The following is a 19,388-nucleotide window of genomic DNA, read 5'->3' as shown; positions in this document are numbered from 1 at the left end:
AAATTTGTAACCGTGTTGCGGGCAATGTCGCGATGTTTTGACGGCACGCGACGAAATTGCCGGTTTTTTCAGGCTCAGGACGCCTCGCGCCACGACGGCGAGCGCTTCTCTAGGAACGAGCGCACCCCTTCGCGGCCTTCGTCAGATGCCCGGATCGTGGCGATACGATCGGCCGTTTCGGCAATGGCCTCGTCATCGATGGTGCGGCTGGCGAAGTCCTGCACGAGGCGCTTGCACTCCTTCACGGCATTCGGGCTGTTATCGGCCAGCGCTTTGGCGAGGGCTTGCACGGTGGCGTCGAGCGCGTCGGCGCTCACCACTTCATGCACCAGACCGTGACGCTGCGCGGTGGCCGCCGTAAAGCGCTCGGCGGTGAGGAAGTAGCGGCGCGAGGCGGGCTCGCCAAGCGCGCGAATCACATACGGCCCGATGGTCGCGGGAATCAACCCGAGGCGAGCTTCCGACAGGCAGAAGTGGGCCGTGTCGACGGCCACCACGATGTCGGCCACGGCCGCGAGGCCCACGCCACCCGCATACGTATCGCCCTGCACGCGCGCGATGACCGGCTTAGGGCAACGGTAGATGGTGTTAAGCATGACGGCGAGCGTCATCGCGTCGGCACGGTTCTCGGTGTCCGAGTAACCGGCCATCTTCTTCATCCAGTTCAGATCGGCACCGGCGCAGAAGGCGACGCCCTCGGCGGCCAGCACGATCACGCGTACGTCGTCGTTATCGGCGAGCGCGCGGAACGTGCCGGTCAGTTCTTCGATGACCGTTTCGTTGAAAGCATTGCGAACGTCGGGACGGTTGAGCGTGACCGTGGCGACGTGGGCGTCGACGCTGAGTTTTAGCGTGGCAAGGTTCATGGCGGCAAATCCTCGACGGCCCCTTTCACGCAACAAGCGATATAGGGAAGGGGCCGGTGTGTTCGTTACATGCGGAACAGGCCGAAGCGCGTTTCCGGAATCGGCGCATTGAGGGCGGCCGACAAGCCGAGCCCGAGCACCGTGCGCGTATCGGCAGGGTCGATCACGCCGTCGTCCCACAGGCGGGCGCTGGCGTAGTACGGATGCCCCTGGCGCTCGTACTGATCGCGAATCGGCTGCTTGAACGCGTCTTCTTCGGCGGCGCTCCACTGACCGCCCTTGCTTTCGATGCCGTCGCGCTTGACGGTCGCCAGCACCGACGCCGCTTGCTCGCCGCCCATCACCGAGATGCGCGAATTCGGCCACATCCACAGGAAGCGCGGCGAATACGCGCGCCCGCACATGCCGTAATTACCGGCACCGAACGAGCCGCCGATGATGACCGTGAACTTCGGCACGTTGGCCGTGGCGACGGCCGTCACCATCTTGGCGCCATGCTTGGCGATGCCTTCGTTTTCGTACTTGCGCCCGACCATGAAGCCGGTGATGTTTTGCAGGAAGATCAGCGGAATCTTGCGCTGGCAGCACAGTTCGATGAAGTGCGCGCCTTTTTGCGCCGACTCCGAGAACAGAATGCCGTTGTTCGCAACGATGCCGACCGGATAGCCCCACAGGTGCGCGAAGCCGCACACGAGCGTGGTGCCGTAGCGTGCCTTGAATTCGTCGAACTCCGAGCCGTCGACCAGACGCGCGATGACTTCGCGCACGTCGAACGGCTTCTTCGTGTCGGCGGGAATCACGCCATACACTTCGCGCGGGTCGTACTTCGGCTCGACCGGCGTCTTCACGGCCACGGTGGCCGGCTTGCGGCGATTCAGATTCGCGGCGATGCTGCGCGCGATCGACAGCGCGTGGGCATCGTTCTGTGCAAAGTGATCGACGACGCCCGACAGACGCGTGTGCACATCGGCGCCGCCGAGGTCTTCGGCGCTGACTTCTTCGCCCGTGGCGGCTTTCACCAGCGGCGGGCCGCCGAGGAAAATCGTGCCCTGATCCTTCACGATGATCGACTCGTCGCTCATGGCGGGCACATACGCGCCACCGGCCGTGCACGAACCCATCACCACGGCGATCTGCGGGATGCCCTGTGCAGACATCGTCGCCTGGTTGTAGAAGATGCGGCCGAAGTGATCGCGATCGGGGAAGACGTCGTCCTGATTCGGCAGGTTGGCACCGCCCGAGTCGACCAGATAGATGCACGGCAGATGGTTCTGCTCGGCAATCTCCTGCGCGCGCAGGTGCTTCTTGACCGTCATCGGGTAGTAGGTGCCGCCCTTGACCGTGGCGTCGTTGCAGACGATCACGCACTCCTGACCCGACACACGGCCGATGCCGGTGATGATGCCAGCGCCCGGCGCGTCGTCGTGATACATGCCGATCGCGGCAAGTTGCGAGAGTTCGAGAAACGGCGAGCCCGGATCGAGCAGTTGCTGCACACGCTCGCGCGGCAGCAACTTGCCACGGGCCACATGCTTCTTGCGTGCGGCTTCGCCGCCGCCGCCCGAGAGTTGCGCAATGCGCTCGCGCAGGTCGTCGACCAGCGTCTGCATCGTGGCCGCGTTGCGGGCAAATTCCTCGCCGCGCGGGTTGAGCTTGCTTTCGAGAATCGGCATGTGACGAAATCCGGTGGAGAGTGAGTTGTCGTTAGGTTCGGATCAAAAACTTGTCGGCGGCGAGCGTGCGAACGTGACTTGTGGTCAGTCGAACAGATCGCCGTCGATATAGCGCCAGCGGCCGTCGTCGGTGCGCTCGAAGCGGCTGCGCTCATGCAGCCGGTGTGCGCGGCCACCCACTTTGTAGCGCGCGACGAATTCCACTTCGGCGTGCGCGTCGTCGCGTTGCAAATGCGCTTTGACTTGCAGGCCCAGCCACTGCGGCGCGTCGTCGAAATCGAGCGTCGCGGGGCGCGTGCGCGCCGCCCACGTGTCGATCAGATAGGGCGCGTTCTGACGCACGAACGCGGTGTATCGCGAGCGCATCAGTGCCTCGGCCGTCGGCGGCAGCTCACCGCCGTCGATGTAGCGTCCGCAGCACGAGTCGAACGCGAGGCCGCCGCAGGGGCAGCCTTCGCGATCGAGGTCGGGCGCTGTGTTGGATGCAGTCGATGCCGCATTGGCGCGGGGCGATTTGGGGCTTGCCATGTCGTCGTGCCCCGTCAGACCTTGCCGTTTTGCAGGCAGGCTTCTACCTGACCGAAACGGTCGTAGCCCCAGAACGGCTCGCCGTCCACGATCACGAAGGGCGAGCCGAACACGCCGCGCGCCATCGCCAGATCGATTTCCGCCTTGAGGTGGTCCTTGGCTGCGGGCGAGTGCATGCCCTTGTCGAGTGCCGCGCCGTCGATGCCGAGGGTCTCGCCAAGTCTGACGAGTTCGGCGGGCTCACCGATGTTCACGTCGTCGACGTAGAGCGCGCGGTAGATCAATTTGGCGAACTCTGCGGCGAGATCGCCGCCGCGATGGTCCGCCACCCAGAGCACGGCGCGCTCGGCGCATTGCGTCGGGATCGGGAAGTGCGACGGACGCTTGTACGCAATGCCCTTGAAGCGGGCCGTGCGTTCGACGTCGCGACGCATGTACTCGGTCTTGATCGGATGCTGCACCGGCGCGCCTGTGCCGTTCACCTTGTAGACAATGTCGAGCAGGATCGGATGCCAGGCGACACCGCGTCCGTACTTGTTGGCAATCTCGTCGATGCAGGTGCTCGCAAAATACCCGTACGGGGATGCGAAGTCGAAATAAAAGTCGATGGCGGACGTCATGGTGGCTCCGTTTCAGAATGACGTTTCTGGCCCGCTTATCAAAAGATACGGCGGTAGGGCGTACAGCTTGTTATTCGTTGACTACAGTGATTCCGGTGCTGCTCTGCAACGTGCCGGCTTACCAAGTGAGCGCGTTGCCGTCGTAATTGAAGAACCCGCCGTTGTGCGTGGCGCGCTCGCCCGGGGCACGGGCCAACACGCGGCGCATGCCGGCAACGCTCGTCTGCACGTCGATGTCGGCGTTCTCGCCGCCCATGTCCGTGCGCACCCAGCCCGGGTGCATCGCTACGCACGTGGCCTGCTGCGCTTCGAGCGAGGCAGCCTTGACCACCGAGTTCACGGCGGCCTTGCTGGCGCGATACAACCAGCTGCCGTTCGAATCCATCAATGCCACGCTGCCCATGCGGCTCGACAGGAAACCGAACGATCCCTTGGCCGCTTCGACGAACGGCAACACCAGCGGCGCGACCTGCATCGCCCCGAGCACGTTGGTGTGAAACACGCGGTCGAATGCTTCGCGGGTAATCGGCGCGAGTCCGGTCGTGCGCTCGGAATTCACACCGGCGTTGTAGATGGCGACATCGAGTGCTTCGCCATCGAGCTGCCACGTGAGGCCCGCGACCGACTCGATACGGGTGACGTCGAGTTTGAGCGGTTGGGCACCGAGATCGCGCAACGCGGCCAGACCCTCGTCATTGCGCGCCGTGCCGATCACGCGCCAGCCGTCTTCCCGGTATTGCCGCACGAATTCGAGACCGATACCGCGGGAAGCACCGATGATGAGGGCAGTTTTCATGACGCGTGAGTCCTAAGTTGGAGGGCTGCCGTGGGTCGGTGAGCTTGGTGGCCCACAACGAACGGCAGCCGGAAATGATCAGACGAGCTCGATCGCCATGGCCGTCGCTTCGCCGCCGCCGATACACAGGCTGGCGACGCCACGCTTGCCGCCGGTCTTGCGCAGCGCGCCGATCAACGTGACCAGAATACGCGCACCCGAAGCGCCGATGGGGTGACCGAGGGCGCAGGCGCCGCCGTGAATGTTCACCTTGTCGTGCGGCAGATCGAATTCGTGCATGGCGGCCATCGTGACGACGGCAAAGGCTTCGTTGATTTCGTACAGGTCGACGTTGCTCGCCGACCAGCCGGTTTTCTCGAACAGCTTGCGAATTGCGCCGACCGGGGCCGTCGTGAACAGGCCCGGGGCCTGCGCAAACGTGCTGTGCCCGGCGATGCGTGCGAGCGGCGTCAGGCCGAGGCGCTTGGCGGTGGACTCGCGCATGAGCACGAGCGCGGCGGCGCCGTCGGAGATCGACGACGAGTTGGCGGCCGTCACGGTGCCGTCCTTGCGGAAGGCGCCCTTGAGCGTCGGAATCTTTTCGGGGTTGGCTTTGAACGGCTGTTCGTCGTGCTCGACCACCGTGTCGCCCTTGCGGCCCGGCACCGTCACGGCGGTGATTTCCCATGCGAAGGAGCCGTCTTTGGTGGCGTTCTGTGCGCGCTCCAGCGAGGCGATGGCGAAGGCGTCTTGTGCTTCGCGCGTGAAGGCGTAGCGGTCGGCGCATTCTTCGGCAAACGTGCCCATCAGACGGCCTTTGTCATAGGCGTCTTCCAGACCGTCGAAGAACATGTGATCGATGACCTGACCGTGTCCCATGCGCATGCCGGCACGGGCCTTGGGCAGCAGGTACGGTGCGTTGCTCATGCTTTCCATGCCGCCGGCGACGATCACGTCGGCGCTGCCGGCAACGAGCATGTCGTGCGCGAACATCGCCGCGCGCATGCCCGAGCCGCACATCTTGTTGACCGTCGTGGCACCGGCAGCGAGCGGCAGCCCGGCGCCGAGCGTGGCCTGACGGGCAGGCGCTTGGCCCTGACCGGCGGGCAGTACGCAGCCCATCACGACTTCGTCGATTTGTTCGGGTTTGAGTCCGGCGCGCTCAACGGCCGCACGAATGGCGGCAGCGCCCAGTTGCGGGGCGGCAACGTCGCCGAACACCCCTTGCAGGCCACCCATCGGGGTACGGGCAGCGGAAACGATAACGATCGGGTCTTGCATGGCAGTTCTCCTGTAATCGGTGACCGGTGCCGTCGGCGCTTGCCGCCGGCACTGGGATATCCAATGCTTCAGTCGTTCCGTCGTCCGCGAGCGCTGCAAGGGCTGGCGGGTGCCCTAAGGCACCCGCGAGTGAGGCTTATGCGCTTGAATTACGCGCGCGGATTACGCAGTTCTGCAAATGCCGAGACGCAGCGTTCATACACGCGCGGCAAGGCTTCAAGGCTGTTGACCGACATGCGCAGGTCGCGCACCAGACCGTCGCGCAGGCCGTACACCCAGCCATGCACCGTGACCGGCTGGTTGCGGGCCCACGCGTCGCGCAATACCGTCGTGTGGCAGATGTTCACTACTTGTTCGATGGCGTTGAGTTCGCACAGGCGGTCGTGGCGGGCGTCGCGCGAGGGCAAGGCGTCGATCTGGTCGAGGTGGCGCTCGTAGACGTCGCGCACATGGCGCAGCCAGTTGTCGACGAGACCCATCTTGGCGCCGTCGAGCGCTGCACCCACACCACCGCAGCCGTAGTGGCCCACCACCATGATGTGGCGCACCTTGAGCACTTCGATGGCGAATTGCAGCACCGAGAGGCAGTTCAGATCGCTGTGCACCACCACGTTGGCGATGTTGCGGTGAACGAACACCTCGCCCGGTGCGAGCCCTGTGATCTGGTTGGCCGGGACGCGTGAGTCCGAGCAGCCGATCCACAGATATTCCGGGGCTTGTTGTTTGGCCAATCGCTCGAAAAATGCGGGATCTTCCGCGTTCACGCTGGCGACCCAGGCGCGGTTGTTGTCGAGCAGATGGATCAGGGGTTGGTCTTTGTCTTCAGTCATGATCGTGTCATCCGGTGGGCGTGTCGTGCGCTGTGTGGCGTCATTCGCTCAAGCCGCGGCCGCCCGGGCGGGGCGGGCTGTGGCGTGCGTGGCACCGCTGCCGGTGCCGTAGCGATTGACGAAACGCAGCGAGACATCGTACGGATAGAAGTCGTGCATCTGTCCGGCTTGTACCCGTTCCTGATGGCTTTGCCACAGGGCCGGGTCGAAGAAGTCCGGATGATGCTGGCTCAGAGAGTGCCGCACGCGCGGGTCGCCGGTCAAAAACGTCTCAAACGTCTGCGGAAACACGTCGTGCGGGCCTACACGGTACCAGACTTCCCCCGACATCGCCTCTTCTTCGTTACGGGGTTCCGGCACTCGATGGATGTGGCAATCCGTCAGGTATTCCAGTTCGTCGTAATCGTAGAAGACCACCCGGCCATGGCGGGTCACACCGAAATTCTTGTACAGCATGTCGCCCGGGAAGATGTTCGCCGCCATCAGTTCCTTGACCGCATTGCCGTACTCGCGCATCGCATGATCGATCTCGGCGTCCGACGCGCCTTGGTGCAGCCAGAGATTGAGCGGCGTCATGCGGCGCTCGATATAGCAATGGCGAATCACCAGCGCGTCGCCGTCGATCTCCAGCAGCGACGGCACTTCCGACTGAAGCTCGGCGAGCAGCGCGTCGTCGAAACGCGCGAGCGGGAACGCCACGCTCGAGAACTCCAGCGTATCGGCCATGCGGCCGACGCGATCATGCTGTTTGACCATCAGATACTTCGCCTTCACCTGCTCGCGCGTCGTCTCCTTGGGCGGCGCAAAGCGCTCGCGGATGACCTTGAAGACGTACGGGTAGGAGGGCAGCGTGAAGACCAGCATCACCAGCCCGCGAATGCCGGGGGCGGTGACGAATTTGTCGCTCGAATGCTTCAGATGATGCAGAAAATCGCGATAGAACAGATTCTTGCCGTGCTTTTGCAGGCCGACCGAGGTGTAGATCTCCGCCTTCGGCTTGCTCGGCATGATCGTGCGCAGAAACTGCACGTAGGCCGACGGCACTTCCATGTCGACCATGAAGTACGCGTGCGTGAAGCTGAACACCACGCGCAACTCGTCGCGTCGCAGCAGTACCGTGTCGAGTGCCAGATACCCGTCGGCGTCGTGCATGATCGGCATCGCGAACGGCGTAGTCACATCGCCGTTGACGATCCGGCCGACGACGTATGCCGCCTTGTTCCGGAAAAACAGCGATGCGAGCACATGAATCTGGAAATTCGGGGCCTGTTCGAATTCACCGAACGCTTCGTGGATGGCGCGCATCACATAGGCCACGTCGCGCGGCAGATCGGCGAACGGGCGCGTGAGCTGAAAGTTCGTGACGATGCGCGAGAGCGTCGCGGCCATGCCGTCCTGCGCCGGGTAGTAGACCCGGTACGTCGGCTTCGCGGCGGGCGCATCGTTCTCGATGTATTCCGTCGCGATGGCGGGCCGCACGAAAATGAAGCGATTGTTGAAGTACGAGCGGTGCAGGATCTTGCAGCAGACCGAGTTGAAGAACGTTTCGGCGAGTTCCGGCTGACGATGCTCAGTGAGCAGCCCGATGTAGTGCAGCTTCACCTGCTGCCAGACATCGTCGTCGAGCGCTTGCGCATCGAAGCGGCTCGACAGCGTCTCGACGCATTCGCGCACGCGCTCGTCGTAATAGGCAATGCGATTGCGCTGGAGCTTCTGGATGCCGGTGAAGTCACCGGCTTCGAAACATGCCTGTGCCGCCACGCACACCTCGCGAAAGATGCGGTAGTGCTTGTCGAAGCCGTCCAGCATTGTGCGGGCGACGTCGTAAGCGATCTGCGACGACAGGAGTTTCGGAAAGTGATTCATACCGGTCGGGAAGGGCGCAGGGGGCGATCTCCGGCTGATTGTAGCCTTCCGGTCTGCCCCCGTATCGATATGGCGTCGCCCTTGCTATCTCCCTGATATTGCGTGAATTTCCGCGTGTTACATGCGCCTTTTACATGGTTTCCGCGAACAGCTCGCGGCCGATCAGCATGCGGCGGATCTCCGACGTGCCGGCGCCGATCTCGTAGAGCTTCGCGTCGCGCCACAGGCGCCCGACCGGGTATTCGTTGATGTAGCCGTTGCCGCCCAGAATCTGGATCGCTTCGCCGGCCATCCACGTGGCCTTTTCCGCCGTGTAGAGAATCACGCCGGCGCAGTCTTTGCGGACCTGACGCACGTGATCGCTGCCCAGCGAATCGAGCTGGCGGCCCACCGCGTACAGATACGCGCGGCTGGCTTGCAGAATCGTGTACATGTCGGCGACCTTGCCCTGAATGAGCTGGAATTCACCGATCGACTGACCGAACTGCTTGCGGTCGTGGATGTAAGGCACCACCACGTCCATGGCGGCCTGCATGATGCCCAGCGGGCCGCCGGCGAGCACGGCGCGCTCATAGTCCAGACCGCTCATCAGCACCTTCACGCCGCCGCCGACCTGACCCAGCACGTTCTCTTCCGGCACTTCCACGTTCTCGAAGACCAGTTCGCCCGTGTGCGAGCCGCGCATGCCGAGCTTGTCGAGCTTTTGCGCGACCGAGAAGCCCTTCATGCCCTTTTCGACGATGAACGCCGTCATGCCGCGTGCGCCCGCTTCCGGGTCGGTCTTGCCGTAGACCACCAGCGTGTCGCAGTCCGGGCCGTTGGTGATCCACATCTTGGTGCCGTTGAGCACGTAGCGGTCGCCGCGTTTTTCCGCGCGCAGCTTCATGCTCACCACGTCCGAGCCGGCATTCGGTTCGCTCATGGCCAGTGCGCCGACGTGTTCGCCCGAGACCAGCTTCGGCAGGTACTTCGCCTTTTGGGCGGCCGTGCCGTTGCGGTGAATCTGGTTCACGCACAGATTCGAGTGGGCGCCGTACGACAGGCCGACCGACGCCGAGGCGCGCGAGATTTCTTCCATCGCGATCATGTGCGCGACGTAGCCCATGTTGGCACCGCCGTATTCTTCCGAGACCGTCATGCCGAGCACGCCGAGGTCGCCCATCTTGCGCCAGAGGTCCATCGGGAATTGGTCGGTGCGGTCGACTTCGGCGGCACGCGGTGCGATTTCTTTCGCCGCGAAGTTCGCGACCGAATCGCGCAGCATGTCCAGGTCTTCGCCGAGCATGAAGTTGAGGCCGGGCAGCATAGTCATGAGGCAATCTCCAGAGGGGCGCGTGGCTCGTGGCTCGCGCTTATGTTCGGGGTGGTGTTGGGTAGCTTCTAATGCAGTATTCGGCAGGTTGCGGCGGCGTGGGCGCGACGTAATCGGCCTAATCGATGTAAGCGACGTAAGCGACGTAAGCGACGTAAGCGAACTAAGCGACGTCCAGCAGGGCCGCCCGAGCCGGTATCAGCGCGTGGGCGGCAGCACGAACAGCGTTTGCTGCATGAGTGCGCACAGCGTCCATTTGCCGCCGTCGATGGCGAAGAGTTCGGCGGTCGCGACGATGAGCGAGCGCCCGGCTTTGACGACCTGACCGCGTCCGACCAGTGTATCGCCCTTGCCCGGCGCGAGAATGTTCAGCTTGTATTCGGCAGTGACCAGTTCGTGTTCCGGCGAAATGCGCGTGTAACCGGCGTAGCCGCCTGCGGAGTCGGCGATCGCGCCGATGACGCCGCCGTGGAAGAAGCCGTGCTGCTGGTTGACCTTGTCCGAGAAAGGCAGCGTGATCTCGCAGTGACCGTCGGCCAAATGCGTGATTTGTGCGCCCCAATGGGTCATTACGCCTTGCGCATCGAAACTGGCGCGAATTTTCGCGGCGACGGCATCGTCGAGCGGCGCGGCATGGGAGACGGAAACGTTCATGGCGATAGGCGGCTTCAAGACCACAGATCGGCAAATACTACTTTACGTTAACGTAAACGTAAAGTAGGGACTTTCCAGATTAATGCGAGGTCGCCGGCACCTTCACACGGCGCGCGAGGGCGGGCGGTGCCGATTCTCCGGCCGCCTCGAGCAGTGCCAGACATTGCGCCTCGTGCTGGGAGACTTCGTCGAGCGTGGCGTGGAGGTCTTCGAGTTGTTGTTCGAGAACTTCGCGGTGCTGAGAGAGCGTTTCCAGAAACACCTTGAGCTGCGGCACGGTGTCTTTGGGCGATTCGTAGAGATCGAGAATCGTCTTGATCTCGGACAGCGTCAGGCCGAGCCGCTTGCCGCGCAGGGTGAGCTTCAGGCGCGTGCGGTCCTGACCGGTGTAGACGCGATGGCGTCCGCCGGGGCCTTCGCGGGCGGGCGTGAGCAGCCCCTGATCTTCGTAGAAGCGGATCGCCCGGGGCGTAATGTCGAACTCGCGGGCGAGGTCGGTAATCGTGTAAGTCAGCATCGGGTTGGCAGACATGGTGTGGGCGTGGCTATCCGTGACTATGCATGACGATGGCGCGGCTGCGACGTTTAAGCGGGCGCTTACCATTGCAGATAGAATTGCCGTTTACGTTAGCGTCAAGTTGCATCGTATGCAATCGGTGACGGCGTCTACTTCAAGAACAACAGAACAAGCCCATCTGGAGCGTGGCCCCCGTGAATGCCCTCGAACAACAACTGAATTACCCCTTTGGTGAACTCCTGCCCGACGGCGGCACCGTGCATGAAGTCGTGCCGGGCGTCTTCTGGGTGCGCATGCCGCTGCCGTTTGTGCTCGATCACATCAATCTGTGGCTGCTGCGCGACGAAGTGGACGGCGTCAAAGGCTGGACGGTTGTCGATTGCGGCATCACGCATCCGCAAATCAAGGCGTACTGGGAGCAGGTGTTCGACACCTCGCTCGGCGGCGAGCCGGTGCTGCGTGTGCTCGTCACGCATTGCCACCCCGATCACCTCGGCCTCGCGCACTGGATCTGCAAGGGCGGCGACAAGCAGCGCTGGGACGCCCGCCTCGCGATGTCGCAGGGCGACTACGCGTGGGGCCGGTTGATGTCGTCGGGCGATAACAACAACAGCTCGAACGCCGGCGGCGAATTTGCCGTGGCGCACTTCATCGCGCATGGCCTCGCCGACGAAGCGATGATCGATCAGATTCGCCATCGCAAGACCTATTTCAGCGATCTCGTGCCCGAAGTGCCGTCGCGCTTCTACCGTTTGCGCGATGGCGACACGTTGCGCATCGGTGGCAGCGACTGGCGCATGATTGCCGGGTTCGGGCATTCGCCGGAACACATGGCGTTGTACAGCGAACAGCACAACGTGCTGATTTCCGGCGACATGGTGCTGCCGCGCATCTCGACCAACGTCAGCGTGTTCGACATCGAGCCCGAGGCCAACTCGCTGCAACTGTTCCTCGATTCGCTGGGCGTGTATCTCGATCTGCCGGAAGACTGCCTCGTGCTGCCGTCGCATGGCCGCCCGTTCACCGGTTTGCATACGCGTATCCGGCAACTTCGCGATCACCACGACGCCCGTTTGCAGGAAGTGCGCGAGGCGTGCGCCAAGTCGCCGCAGAGCGCGGGCGACATCGTGCCGATCATGTTCCACCGCAAGCTCGATGCGCACCAGACCACGTTCGCCATGGGCGAGGCGCTGGCGCATTTGCACATGCTCTGGCGCAAGGGTGAACTCAAGCGCGCGCGCGACGAGAAAGGCGTGTGGCGATTCTCGCCGGCGTGACACGCATGAAGCGACGCGACCATGATCGCGTCGCTTCAGATCATTCTGAATTGCCTCGATGGCGTGGCAACACGCCGAAGCGTTTTCCTACGGTATCGATCACCACGATATGGTCGAGGAAAGGCGCGTTGCCAATCGTCGGGGCCATGCGATCGTCGTCGCGCAACGTGTAGGCCAGCGTTACATGCACCGGGTGTCTGCCGACCGTCAGTGCAAGGTCGGTGCGTTTGGGCAGCATCACCAGCGGATTCCCCCACGCAGGCACCGTAATCGGCACGGGCCGGTCGTCGGCCGTGGCGGTGTCCGGGATCAAGGCCCATTGATCCGGCGGCACCACCAGCTCGAACATGCTGCTCCCCGTATCGAAAATCGCCAGCCCGCTGAACGCCGGGGCGGCGTAGTCCACCAGAATCTTGTCGCGCAGGTTGCCCGCGCTTTCCCGGTATTGCGAGAAATGTGCCGGCCAACGCGAGATCAATGCGTCCGTTTGCTCCGGGTTAAGCCAGTAAATCCGTTGCTCGCGATAGTCGATTGCAATAGCCATCCCACGCGTGAACGCGTAGCCGAGCGTGCCGATCAACGGGGGCTCATCCGGCGAGCGCGGCGCACTGCCCAATGCGGGCCGAGCTTCGAACGGGACTTGCATTCGCAGTCCACTGTCGAAGATAAGCGCCATTTCCGTGGGTAGCGTGGATGAGGTCAACGAGGTCGATGCAGCGGATGAAGTCGACAACGCATCGTCAGCCACACCCAGCACCGGACCGGCGGCTCGCCCATAGAGCAGGTTCGCCGGCGCTCCCGTATCCCATTGAAAACGCACCCGCTGACCGGTCGCGGCCAGCGTTGCCTCGATAAAGATGGCGGTGCGCTCGTGAACCTTCCCATCCAGTCGCGCCGACGCAAACTTGAAGGGCAGCCAATCCTGATACTCGAACATGGGGGCAGACGTCTCAGTGCCGGGCGCCGTTGCGGCGGCCAAAAAGAAAACCCCGCTGTCGCGGGCGCGAGAGCGGGGTATCGGGTCGACAACGCATGTCAGTCATCGCAGTGGCGGCGCTGGCATCGCGTTGGCGGCAATCAAGCGTGCTGTGCTGCCGACGGAATGTGACGGCCATCGCGGCCGAGCAGTCCGTACGTGACGAGGCTGATCGCCACGGTGAGCAGGATGTAGTACGCCGGGGCCAGCTCGTTTTGCGTCGCCTTGATCAGGTAGGTGATCCAGAACGGCGCCAGACCACCGAAGAGCATGACCGACACGTTGTAGAGAATCGACACGCCCGTCGAGCGCACACCCACCGGAAACACCTCGGTGACGGCCGTCGGGAACGCACCCCACACAAAGCCCATGCAAACGGCCGGCAGAATCTGCGCGAGCAGCAAGTTGCCCATCGACGGCGCACCGTGCAGACGCGTGAACATCCAGAACGACACCAGCCCGTAGAGCAGCACGAACAGCAGAATCAGCGGCTTGCGGCCCACGCGATCCGAGATCCAGCCCGTGAGCGGGCACATGAACGCGATCAGCATGGCGGCGACAAACGTCGACAAGCTGGCCGCACCCTGCGACAGACCGAGTTGCTTCACAGCGTAAATCGGCGTGTAAATCAGCGTGACGTAGAACGACGTCGTTGCAGCCACCGTCAGACCGAAGCCGGCGATCAGCGAGCGATAGTGGTTCGCGAACACTTCGGCGAGCGGCGTGCGGCGCGTGGGTTCACGCACGGCGGCGTAGGCGAGGAACTCCGGCGATTCCGTCATGCGGCGGCGAATGTAGAAACCCACCGGACCGATCAGAATCCCGAACAGGAACGGCAGACGCCAGCCCCACGATTCCAGCGCTTCTTTCGTCAGCCCCGTGTTGAGCAGATACGCGCACAGCCCGGCGAGTGCGACGGCCAGCGCTTGCGAGCACATCTGGAAGCTGCCGTAGAAGCCACGCAGGTGCGGCGGCGAAAACTCGATCAGCATGGCCGTCGAGCCGCCGAATTCACCCCCGGCGGAGAAGCCCTGAATCACCCGTGCGAGCAGAATCAGCAGTGGTGCCGCAAAGCCGATGGTCGCGTAGGTCGGGGCGATACCGATCAGGCCGGTGCCCAGCGCCATGAGCAGCACCATGACCGACAGCGCCGATTTGCGGCCCGCGTGATCGGCATAGAGACCGAAAGCAATACCGCCGATCGGGCGGAAGAAGAACGCGACACCGAGTGATGCCACGCTCGCGAGCAGCGAGTTGGTGTCGTCGACGGCAGGGAAGAACAGTTTTGCAATGACGACGGCGAAAAGGCCGTAGACGGTGAAGTCGAACCACTCGAATGCGTTGCCCAGCGTAGACCCGATCACAGCCTTGCGTCGCAGCGCCGGATCGATAACCGGCGTGCCGGTGGGGGTTGCCTGCATGTGCCTCTCCTGCTCTTGGTTGGGAGCGCCGCACTTGGAAGCCTCACCCGGCAGCATCCGCGCGCCGGTATGGCCTCTCTCTGGTGGCGGCAAAACCGTTCAGTGACGTGTGTGCGCCGTGTGTGACCTCTGTTTGAGTGACTTATCCACTCTAGCGCAGGTACGCGACGCACCACAACGGGTCAATATTCCGCTGGCGGGAGGCTGTTTCAGGGATGGGGCGCGGGGAGAGGCGAGGGGGCGGGTGCCAAGCCGTGTAAGGCGGCGCCCGCGTGTGAGCGCTGGCTCAGGAAGGATCGGTGTCCGATTTCGACGCGGCTTGCGTGTCATCCGCCGCTTTCTGCCGGTCTGCCATACGCGGCTTGCGTGGGGCTTTGGCGAACGCCATGTCATAAAGCCAGCGCGGCAGGCACTTCAGCAGGCAGGCCACCAGGCCCATCTGCCACGGCAGCACGACAAAGCGTTTGCGCCGCGCAATGGCGCTGGCGGCCTTGCGCGCGAACTTGTCGGCGTCCATCAGGAATGGCATCGGGAACGGATTGCCGTCGGTCATCGGCGTGCGAATGTAGCCCGGCGCAATCGTCACCACGGCGACCTTGTCGGCGCGGAGCTCCACCCGCAGGCTTTCCAGATACGTCATCGCCGCGGCTTTCGACGCGCTGTACGCGCCGTGCCCGGGCAGACCGCGTACGCCCGCCACGCTGCCGATACCCACGAGCGCGCCACGTTTCACCGCGCGCATGGGCCCGACAAACGGGCTGAACGTAGCGACCATCGCCATCCAGTTCGTGTCCATGACGGACGCAAAATGCGGCAGGTCGGCGGGGTCTTCGGTGTTCACGCCGTGGCTGATGCCGGCGTTGGCGATCACGATGTCCGGCGTGCCATGGCGCGACATGAAGTCTTCGGCGGCGGCGCGCAATGCGATGGCATCGCGCACGTCGAGCGCATAGCAATGCACGGCGTGCGGATGCGGCAGCGTGGCGGCCAGATCGGCGAGCTTGTCGCCGCGCCGTCCAACCAGCCCGAGAATGGCGCCCTCGGCGGCGTAATGCCGCGTGAGCGCCTCGCCCAGCCCGCTGGAGGCGCCCGTGATGAAGACCTTCGGTGATGCAGTATGTGTCGCCATGAACGCAAAAGCCCGGCCGGAGCCGGGCTTTGTGAGGCGCGAAGCTTAGAGCTTCTTCGCGCGGATCTGATTGATGATCGAATCGGCCGTCTTGAGGGCCGCGTCGAACGTCTGCTGCTCGGTCGTGGCCGGCTTGCCGGCCTTTTGCAGCGCGTCGCCCGAGGTGGCCGGCGAGACGAGGTACTTGCCCTGGATCGCAATCGTCGGCACGCCGTCGATCTTGTAGTCCTGCCATGCCTTGTTGGCCAGTTCGACCGGCGTTTCCTTGCGCATCATGGCGGGCTTGCCGGCGGCGTCGTAGGCGTTGATGTAAGCCGTCTTGTCGATGCCGAACTGCGCGAGGAAGTCGGCTTGCGATTCCTTGGTCAGCAGGTAGTTGTGCTTGACGTGGATTTCGTTGAAGACCTTCGGCGTGAGTTCGGCTTCCTTGCCCAGCGCGGTCAGCGCAATGAACATGCGCGTATGCGGCTCAAAGCGGCTCTGGAAGGCCACCGGCACGCGCTTGAACACGACGTCCTTGCCCTGCGCCTTGACCCACTTTTCAAGCGTCGGCTCGAGCGCATTGCAATGCGGGCAGCCGTACCAGAAGAATTCGGTCACTTCGATTTTGCCGGCACCCGCGGTGAGCGGTTGCTGCGGAATCGTCAGATAGTCGGTCCCCGCGACCGGGGCTTCCGGCGAGGCAACGGCCGCACCCGAGAGAAACCCGAAAGAAATCAGAACGGCACCAAGAAGTTTTTTCATGATCGTTGTTTAGGAGTGAAGCAGGCGCGCCGGCGCTGGTGTTGCGGCGCATCTACGAAACCATATCCCGGATTAAGGCATATTCGCCACTGCGTATGACCGGGCGGCATCCGCCGGGTTCAACGTGTCGAGCGTGACGAATGTGCCAAATTCCCCCGCATGATGGGGCATTTTGCGATGACTTGCTGTACCGGCATGCCCCCGCGACCGGCTTGACACATGACTTCGGCGATCGGAAAACAAGCGGCGTTGCGACAGGCGCAACGCCGCTTGCGTTCGTTCATTGCTTCGTGAAACGGATGACTGCCGTGTCGTAGCCGCCGTCTTGCAGGCGTTGACGCACGTGGTTCATCTCGTCGAGCTTGCCGTACGGGCCAAGGCGCACGCGGAACAGCGTGAGACCGTTGGCGTCGCGCTGCGTCACCTTCGCTTCGAAGCCCGACAGGGCCAGCTTGGCACGCAGTTGCTCGGCGTCGTTTTGCGACTTGAACGCACCCACTTGCAGGTAATAACCCGTGCTGGCGTTATCCGTGGCGCTGGCCGGGGGCGTCGTCGGCGGCGCGACCGGGACGGTCGACTTGCCGTTCAGGATGTCGGCCGGCGAGGGCTTGGCCGGCGGGGTGGCCGGCGTGGCCGGCACGGCTGGTGCCGTGGCTTCCGGCGTGACAGGCGTGCCCGGGACGAGCGGCGACGTGACGGCCGGCTGCGACGCGGTGTCCGGCGTCACAGTACCCGGGGCCGCGCCCGGCAGCGGGGTTCGCGGCTGGAGCGACTTGTTCGGATCGGGCGGCTGCGCGGCCGGCGAGTTGTCGGCAGGGCGCGGCGGCGTCTTTTCGACGAACGGGGTCGGCGTCTTCGTAATGTAGAGCGCAACAACGACGGCAACGGCCAGCCCAACGATCAGGCCGAGCACGATGCCCAGGAATGTGCCGCCCCGCTGGCGGGGCTGACGACGTTTGTTTGCCATCGAGTCGATTCCGTCCTTACAGAGTTCCGTTGCGTTTCCGGTCCGGAGTGGTTGGAGTTACATCTTGGCCGGTGCGGACACGCCCAGCACGGCCAGACCGTTGCGCAGCACCTGACGCGTCGCCGCGAGCAACGCGAGGCGCGCATGCTTGACGGTTGCGTCGTCGACCAGCACGCGGTCCGAGTTATAGAACGAGTGGAACGCACCCGCGAGATCGCGCAGATAGAACGCCACCGCGTGCGGGGCCAGTTCTTCGGCGGCACGCGTGAGCATGTCCGGATACTCGGCGAGCAATTGCAGCAACGCGAGGGCGCGCTCGCTGTCGAGCGGCGACAGATCGACACTCGCCAGTTGCGCCTCGTCACCGCCCCACTGCGTCAGGATCGAGCAGATGCGGGCGTGCGCGTACTGCACGTAATACACCGGGTTCTCGTCGTTCTGCTTGAGCGCGAGATCCACGTCGAACACGAATTCGGTGTCGGCCTTGCGCGAAATCAGGAAGAACCGCACGGCGTCGCGGCCACGGCGCAGCGCGTCTTCACGGGCGGCCGGGTCGGTGACCGGCGTCTCGGCCGTGATGCCGCCCGACCATTCGATCAGGTCGCGCACGGTCACGTAGCTGCCGGCACGCTTGGAGATCTTCACCTCTTCGCCGTTGCGCATGACGGTGACCATCTTGTGCAGCACGTAGTCGGGGTAGCCCTTCGGAATACCGATGCCGAGCGCTTGCAGACCGGCGCGCACACGGGCGATGGTGCCGTGGTGGTCCGAGCCCTGCACGTTGATGACTTGGTGGAAGCCGCGGTCCCACTTGCGCGTGTGATACGCCACGTCGGGCACGAAGTACGTGAACGTGCCGTCGGACTTGCGCATCACGCGGTCCTTGTCGTCGCCGTAGTCGGTCGTGCGCAGCCACAGCGCGCCGTCCTGTTCGTACGTCACGCCGGCATCGATGAGCGCCTGTACCGTGCGCTCGACGCTGCCGTCGGCGTACAGCGACGACTCGAGATAGTACTGATCGAAGATCACGCCGAACGTTTGCAGATCGATGTCCTGCTCGCGGCGCAGATACGCCACCGCAAACGCGCGGATCGAGTCGATGTCTTCCACGTTGCCGCTGCCGGTGACCGGCTCGCCGTCGGACGCCTGCACGGTCTTGCCGGCGAGGAAGTCTTGTGCGATGTCGCCGATGTAGTCGCCGTTGTAGGCCGACTCGGGCCACTCGGCGTCACCCGGCTTGAAGCCGCGCGCACGGGCCTGCACCGACGTCGCCAGTGTCTGAATCTGCACGCCGGCATCGTTGTAGTAGAACTCGCGGTGCACCGGGCGGCCTTGCGTGTCGAGCAGGGCCGAGATGGTGTCGCCCAACGCGGCCTGACGGCCGTGACCGACGTGCAGCGGGCCGGTCGGGTTGGCCGAGACGAACTCGATGAGCACCGGAGCGGCTTCGTTGCTGGCGGCACGGCGGCCGAACGCAGCGCCTTCGGTCAGGATGGCGCTGGCCACCGACTGCTTGGCGGCATTGGCCAGTCGCAGATTGATGAAGCCGGGGCCGGCGATTTCGACAGCGTCGACCAGACCTTTGGCGCGTGCGTCGGCGAGAATCGCTTCGGCGATCTTCTGCGCCAGCTCGCGCGGGTTGGCGCGCAGCGGCTTGGCGAGTTGCATCGCGACGTTACAGGCCAGATCGCCGTGAGCGGCGACTTTCGGGCGTTCCAGCAGGATCGTCGGCGCGGCCGGTGCGGTGCCGTCAGTCGGCAGCAGGCCGGTAACGACGTCGCCGATCAGCGCGACGAGAGCATTCTTTTGGGCGGGTAGCATGGCGGGTGTTTCGGGTGCGTCCGGACGGCGTCCAGACAGGCAATTGAATCGTCAGCACCGGATTTTAACAGGTGTATGATGATTCCACGGTGCCCGCGGCCCCGCGCATTACGTGACATGGGGGCGCAGCG

At 63.9% G+C, this 19,388-nt stretch carries 18 protein-coding genes; 1 reads left to right on the top strand and 17 read right to left on the bottom strand.

The genetic code is table 11. The annotated features are described in order from the left end of the window. Positions 1–74: 74 nt before the first annotated feature. The 11 genes from CDV44_RS20455 to CDV44_RS20405 all read right to left on the bottom strand — a co-directional run bounded on the left by CDV44_RS20455 (position 75) and on the right by CDV44_RS20405 (position 10,937). Positions 75–866, bottom strand: coding sequence for an enoyl-CoA hydratase/isomerase family protein (locus CDV44_RS20455; protein WP_087690052.1), 792 nt, complete (start codon positions 864–866; stop codon positions 75–77). A 65-nt stretch (positions 867–931) separates the two neighbouring features. Next, positions 932–2,539, bottom strand: a complete 1,608-nt coding sequence (locus CDV44_RS20450) for a carboxyl transferase domain-containing protein (RefSeq protein ID WP_087690050.1) — start codon at positions 2,537–2,539, stop codon at positions 932–934. Positions 2,540–2,623: 84 nt separating this feature from the next. Beyond that, a complete protein-coding gene (locus CDV44_RS20445; protein ID WP_087721675.1) occupies positions 2,624–3,067 on the bottom strand; it encodes a YchJ family protein in 444 nt (147 codons plus the stop codon). 14 nt (positions 3,068–3,081) lie between these two features. After that, the gene (locus CDV44_RS20440; protein WP_058377004.1) at positions 3,082–3,687 is read right to left on the bottom strand and encodes a 2-hydroxychromene-2-carboxylate isomerase; all 606 of its coding nucleotides are present in this window, start codon (positions 3,685–3,687) and stop codon (positions 3,082–3,084) included. A 118-nt stretch (positions 3,688–3,805) separates the two neighbouring features. After that, positions 3,806–4,483, bottom strand: a complete 678-nt coding sequence (locus tag CDV44_RS20435) for an SDR family oxidoreductase (RefSeq protein WP_087690048.1) — start codon at positions 4,481–4,483, stop codon at positions 3,806–3,808. Between the two features lie 78 nt (positions 4,484–4,561). Beyond that, positions 4,562–5,743: an acetyl-CoA C-acetyltransferase gene (locus tag CDV44_RS20430; RefSeq protein ID WP_087690046.1), complete on the bottom strand. Its 1,182-nt coding sequence runs from the start codon at positions 5,741–5,743 to the stop codon at positions 4,562–4,564. Positions 5,744–5,892: 149 nt separating this feature from the next. Beyond that, positions 5,893–6,573, bottom strand: a complete 681-nt coding sequence (can, locus tag CDV44_RS20425) for a carbonate dehydratase (protein ID WP_087690044.1) — start codon at positions 6,571–6,573, stop codon at positions 5,893–5,895. Positions 6,574–6,621: 48 nt separating this feature from the next. Beyond that, positions 6,622–8,439 carry a bifunctional isocitrate dehydrogenase kinase/phosphatase gene (aceK, locus tag CDV44_RS20420; RefSeq protein WP_087690042.1) on the bottom strand — a complete coding sequence of 606 codons (1,818 nt, stop codon included), beginning with the start codon at positions 8,437–8,439 and terminating at the stop codon, positions 6,622–6,624. Positions 8,440–8,569: 130 nt separating this feature from the next. Then, positions 8,570–9,751 carry an isovaleryl-CoA dehydrogenase gene (locus tag CDV44_RS20415; RefSeq protein WP_058377009.1) on the bottom strand — a complete coding sequence of 394 codons (1,182 nt, stop codon included), beginning with the start codon at positions 9,749–9,751 and terminating at the stop codon, positions 8,570–8,572. A 198-nt stretch (positions 9,752–9,949) separates the two neighbouring features. Further along, positions 9,950–10,423 carry a PaaI family thioesterase gene (locus CDV44_RS20410; RefSeq protein WP_249277635.1) on the bottom strand — a complete coding sequence of 158 codons (474 nt, stop codon included), beginning with the start codon at positions 10,421–10,423 and terminating at the stop codon, positions 9,950–9,952. A gap of 61 nt (positions 10,424–10,484) precedes the next feature. Continuing rightward, positions 10,485–10,937 (bottom strand): MerR family DNA-binding transcriptional regulator, encoded by a 453-nt coding sequence (locus CDV44_RS20405; protein ID WP_087690038.1) that lies wholly within the window; start codon positions 10,935–10,937, stop codon positions 10,485–10,487. 179 nt (positions 10,938–11,116) lie between these two features. Between CDV44_RS20405 and CDV44_RS20400 the strand changes: the two genes are divergently transcribed. Further along, on the top strand, positions 11,117–12,199 hold the full coding sequence (locus CDV44_RS20400) for an MBL fold metallo-hydrolase (RefSeq protein WP_087690036.1): 1,083 nt from the start codon (positions 11,117–11,119) through the stop codon (positions 12,197–12,199). Positions 12,200–12,239: 40 nt separating this feature from the next. On the opposite strand, the gene CDV44_RS20395 is transcribed toward CDV44_RS20400, so the two are convergent. The 6 genes from CDV44_RS20395 to argS form a co-directional block, all read right to left on the bottom strand. Then, complete coding sequence (locus tag CDV44_RS20395; protein ID WP_087690034.1) at positions 12,240–13,136, bottom strand: hypothetical protein; 897 nt, start codon at positions 13,134–13,136, stop codon at positions 12,240–12,242. A gap of 140 nt (positions 13,137–13,276) precedes the next feature. Next, positions 13,277–14,596 carry an MFS transporter gene (locus CDV44_RS20390; RefSeq protein WP_058377013.1) on the bottom strand — a complete coding sequence of 440 codons (1,320 nt, stop codon included), beginning with the start codon at positions 14,594–14,596 and terminating at the stop codon, positions 13,277–13,279. Between the two features lie 286 nt (positions 14,597–14,882). Beyond that, positions 14,883–15,725: an SDR family oxidoreductase gene (locus CDV44_RS20385; protein ID WP_087690032.1), complete on the bottom strand. Its 843-nt coding sequence runs from the start codon at positions 15,723–15,725 to the stop codon at positions 14,883–14,885. A 45-nt stretch (positions 15,726–15,770) separates the two neighbouring features. Then, on the bottom strand, positions 15,771–16,469 hold the full coding sequence (locus tag CDV44_RS20380; protein WP_087690030.1) for a thiol:disulfide interchange protein DsbA/DsbL: 699 nt from the start codon (positions 16,467–16,469) through the stop codon (positions 15,771–15,773). A gap of 280 nt (positions 16,470–16,749) precedes the next feature. Then, the gene (locus CDV44_RS20375; protein ID WP_087690028.1) at positions 16,750–17,436 is read right to left on the bottom strand and encodes an SPOR domain-containing protein; all 687 of its coding nucleotides are present in this window, start codon (positions 17,434–17,436) and stop codon (positions 16,750–16,752) included. A gap of 57 nt (positions 17,437–17,493) precedes the next feature. Further along, positions 17,494–19,257 carry an arginine--tRNA ligase gene (argS, locus tag CDV44_RS20370; protein WP_087690027.1) on the bottom strand — a complete coding sequence of 588 codons (1,764 nt, stop codon included), beginning with the start codon at positions 19,255–19,257 and terminating at the stop codon, positions 17,494–17,496. Positions 19,258–19,388: the final 131 nt, after the last annotated feature.

Origin of the sequence: Pandoraea sp. PE-S2R-1 (assembly GCF_002179865.1) — a bacterium.
Lineage (GTDB): Bacteria > Pseudomonadota > Gammaproteobacteria > Burkholderiales > Burkholderiaceae > Pandoraea.
The sequence above is the reverse complement of the archived record's forward strand: the minus strand, read 5'-3'. Positions and strand labels throughout refer to the sequence as shown.

Bases quoted from the DNA above. Each gene is read 5' to 3' on its own strand.
- CDV44_RS20455 (WP_087690052.1), bottom strand. From the start codon at position 866: ATGAACCTTGCCACGCTAAAACTCAGCGTCGACGCCCACGTCGCCACG.
- CDV44_RS20450 (WP_087690050.1), bottom strand. From the start codon at position 2,539: ATGCCGATTCTCGAAAGCAAGCTCAACCCGCGCGGCGAGGAATTTGCC.
- CDV44_RS20445 (WP_087721675.1), bottom strand. From the start codon at position 3,067: ATGGCAAGCCCCAAATCGCCCCGCGCCAATGCGGCATCGACTGCATCC.
- CDV44_RS20440 (WP_058377004.1), bottom strand. From the start codon at position 3,687: ATGACGTCCGCCATCGACTTTTATTTCGACTTCGCATCCCCGTACGGG.
- CDV44_RS20435 (WP_087690048.1), bottom strand. From the start codon at position 4,483: ATGAAAACTGCCCTCATCATCGGTGCTTCCCGCGGTATCGGTCTCGAA.
- CDV44_RS20430 (WP_087690046.1), bottom strand. From the start codon at position 5,743: ATGCAAGACCCGATCGTTATCGTTTCCGCTGCCCGTACCCCGATGGGT.
- can (WP_087690044.1), bottom strand. From the start codon at position 6,573: ATGACTGAAGACAAAGACCAACCCCTGATCCATCTGCTCGACAACAAC.
- aceK (WP_087690042.1), bottom strand. From the start codon at position 8,439: ATGAATCACTTTCCGAAACTCCTGTCGTCGCAGATCGCTTACGACGTC.
- CDV44_RS20415 (WP_058377009.1), bottom strand. From the start codon at position 9,751: ATGACTATGCTGCCCGGCCTCAACTTCATGCTCGGCGAAGACCTGGAC.
- CDV44_RS20405 (WP_087690038.1), bottom strand. From the start codon at position 10,937: ATGTCTGCCAACCCGATGCTGACTTACACGATTACCGACCTCGCCCGC.
- CDV44_RS20395 (WP_087690034.1), bottom strand. From the start codon at position 13,136: ATGTTCGAGTATCAGGATTGGCTGCCCTTCAAGTTTGCGTCGGCGCGA.
- CDV44_RS20390 (WP_058377013.1), bottom strand. From the start codon at position 14,596: ATGCAGGCAACCCCCACCGGCACGCCGGTTATCGATCCGGCGCTGCGA.
- CDV44_RS20385 (WP_087690032.1), bottom strand. From the start codon at position 15,725: ATGGCGACACATACTGCATCACCGAAGGTCTTCATCACGGGCGCCTCC.
- CDV44_RS20380 (WP_087690030.1), bottom strand. From the start codon at position 16,469: ATGAAAAAACTTCTTGGTGCCGTTCTGATTTCTTTCGGGTTTCTCTCG.
- CDV44_RS20375 (WP_087690028.1), bottom strand. From the start codon at position 17,436: ATGGCAAACAAACGTCGTCAGCCCCGCCAGCGGGGCGGCACATTCCTG.
- argS (WP_087690027.1), bottom strand. From the start codon at position 19,257: ATGCTACCCGCCCAAAAGAATGCTCTCGTCGCGCTGATCGGCGACGTC.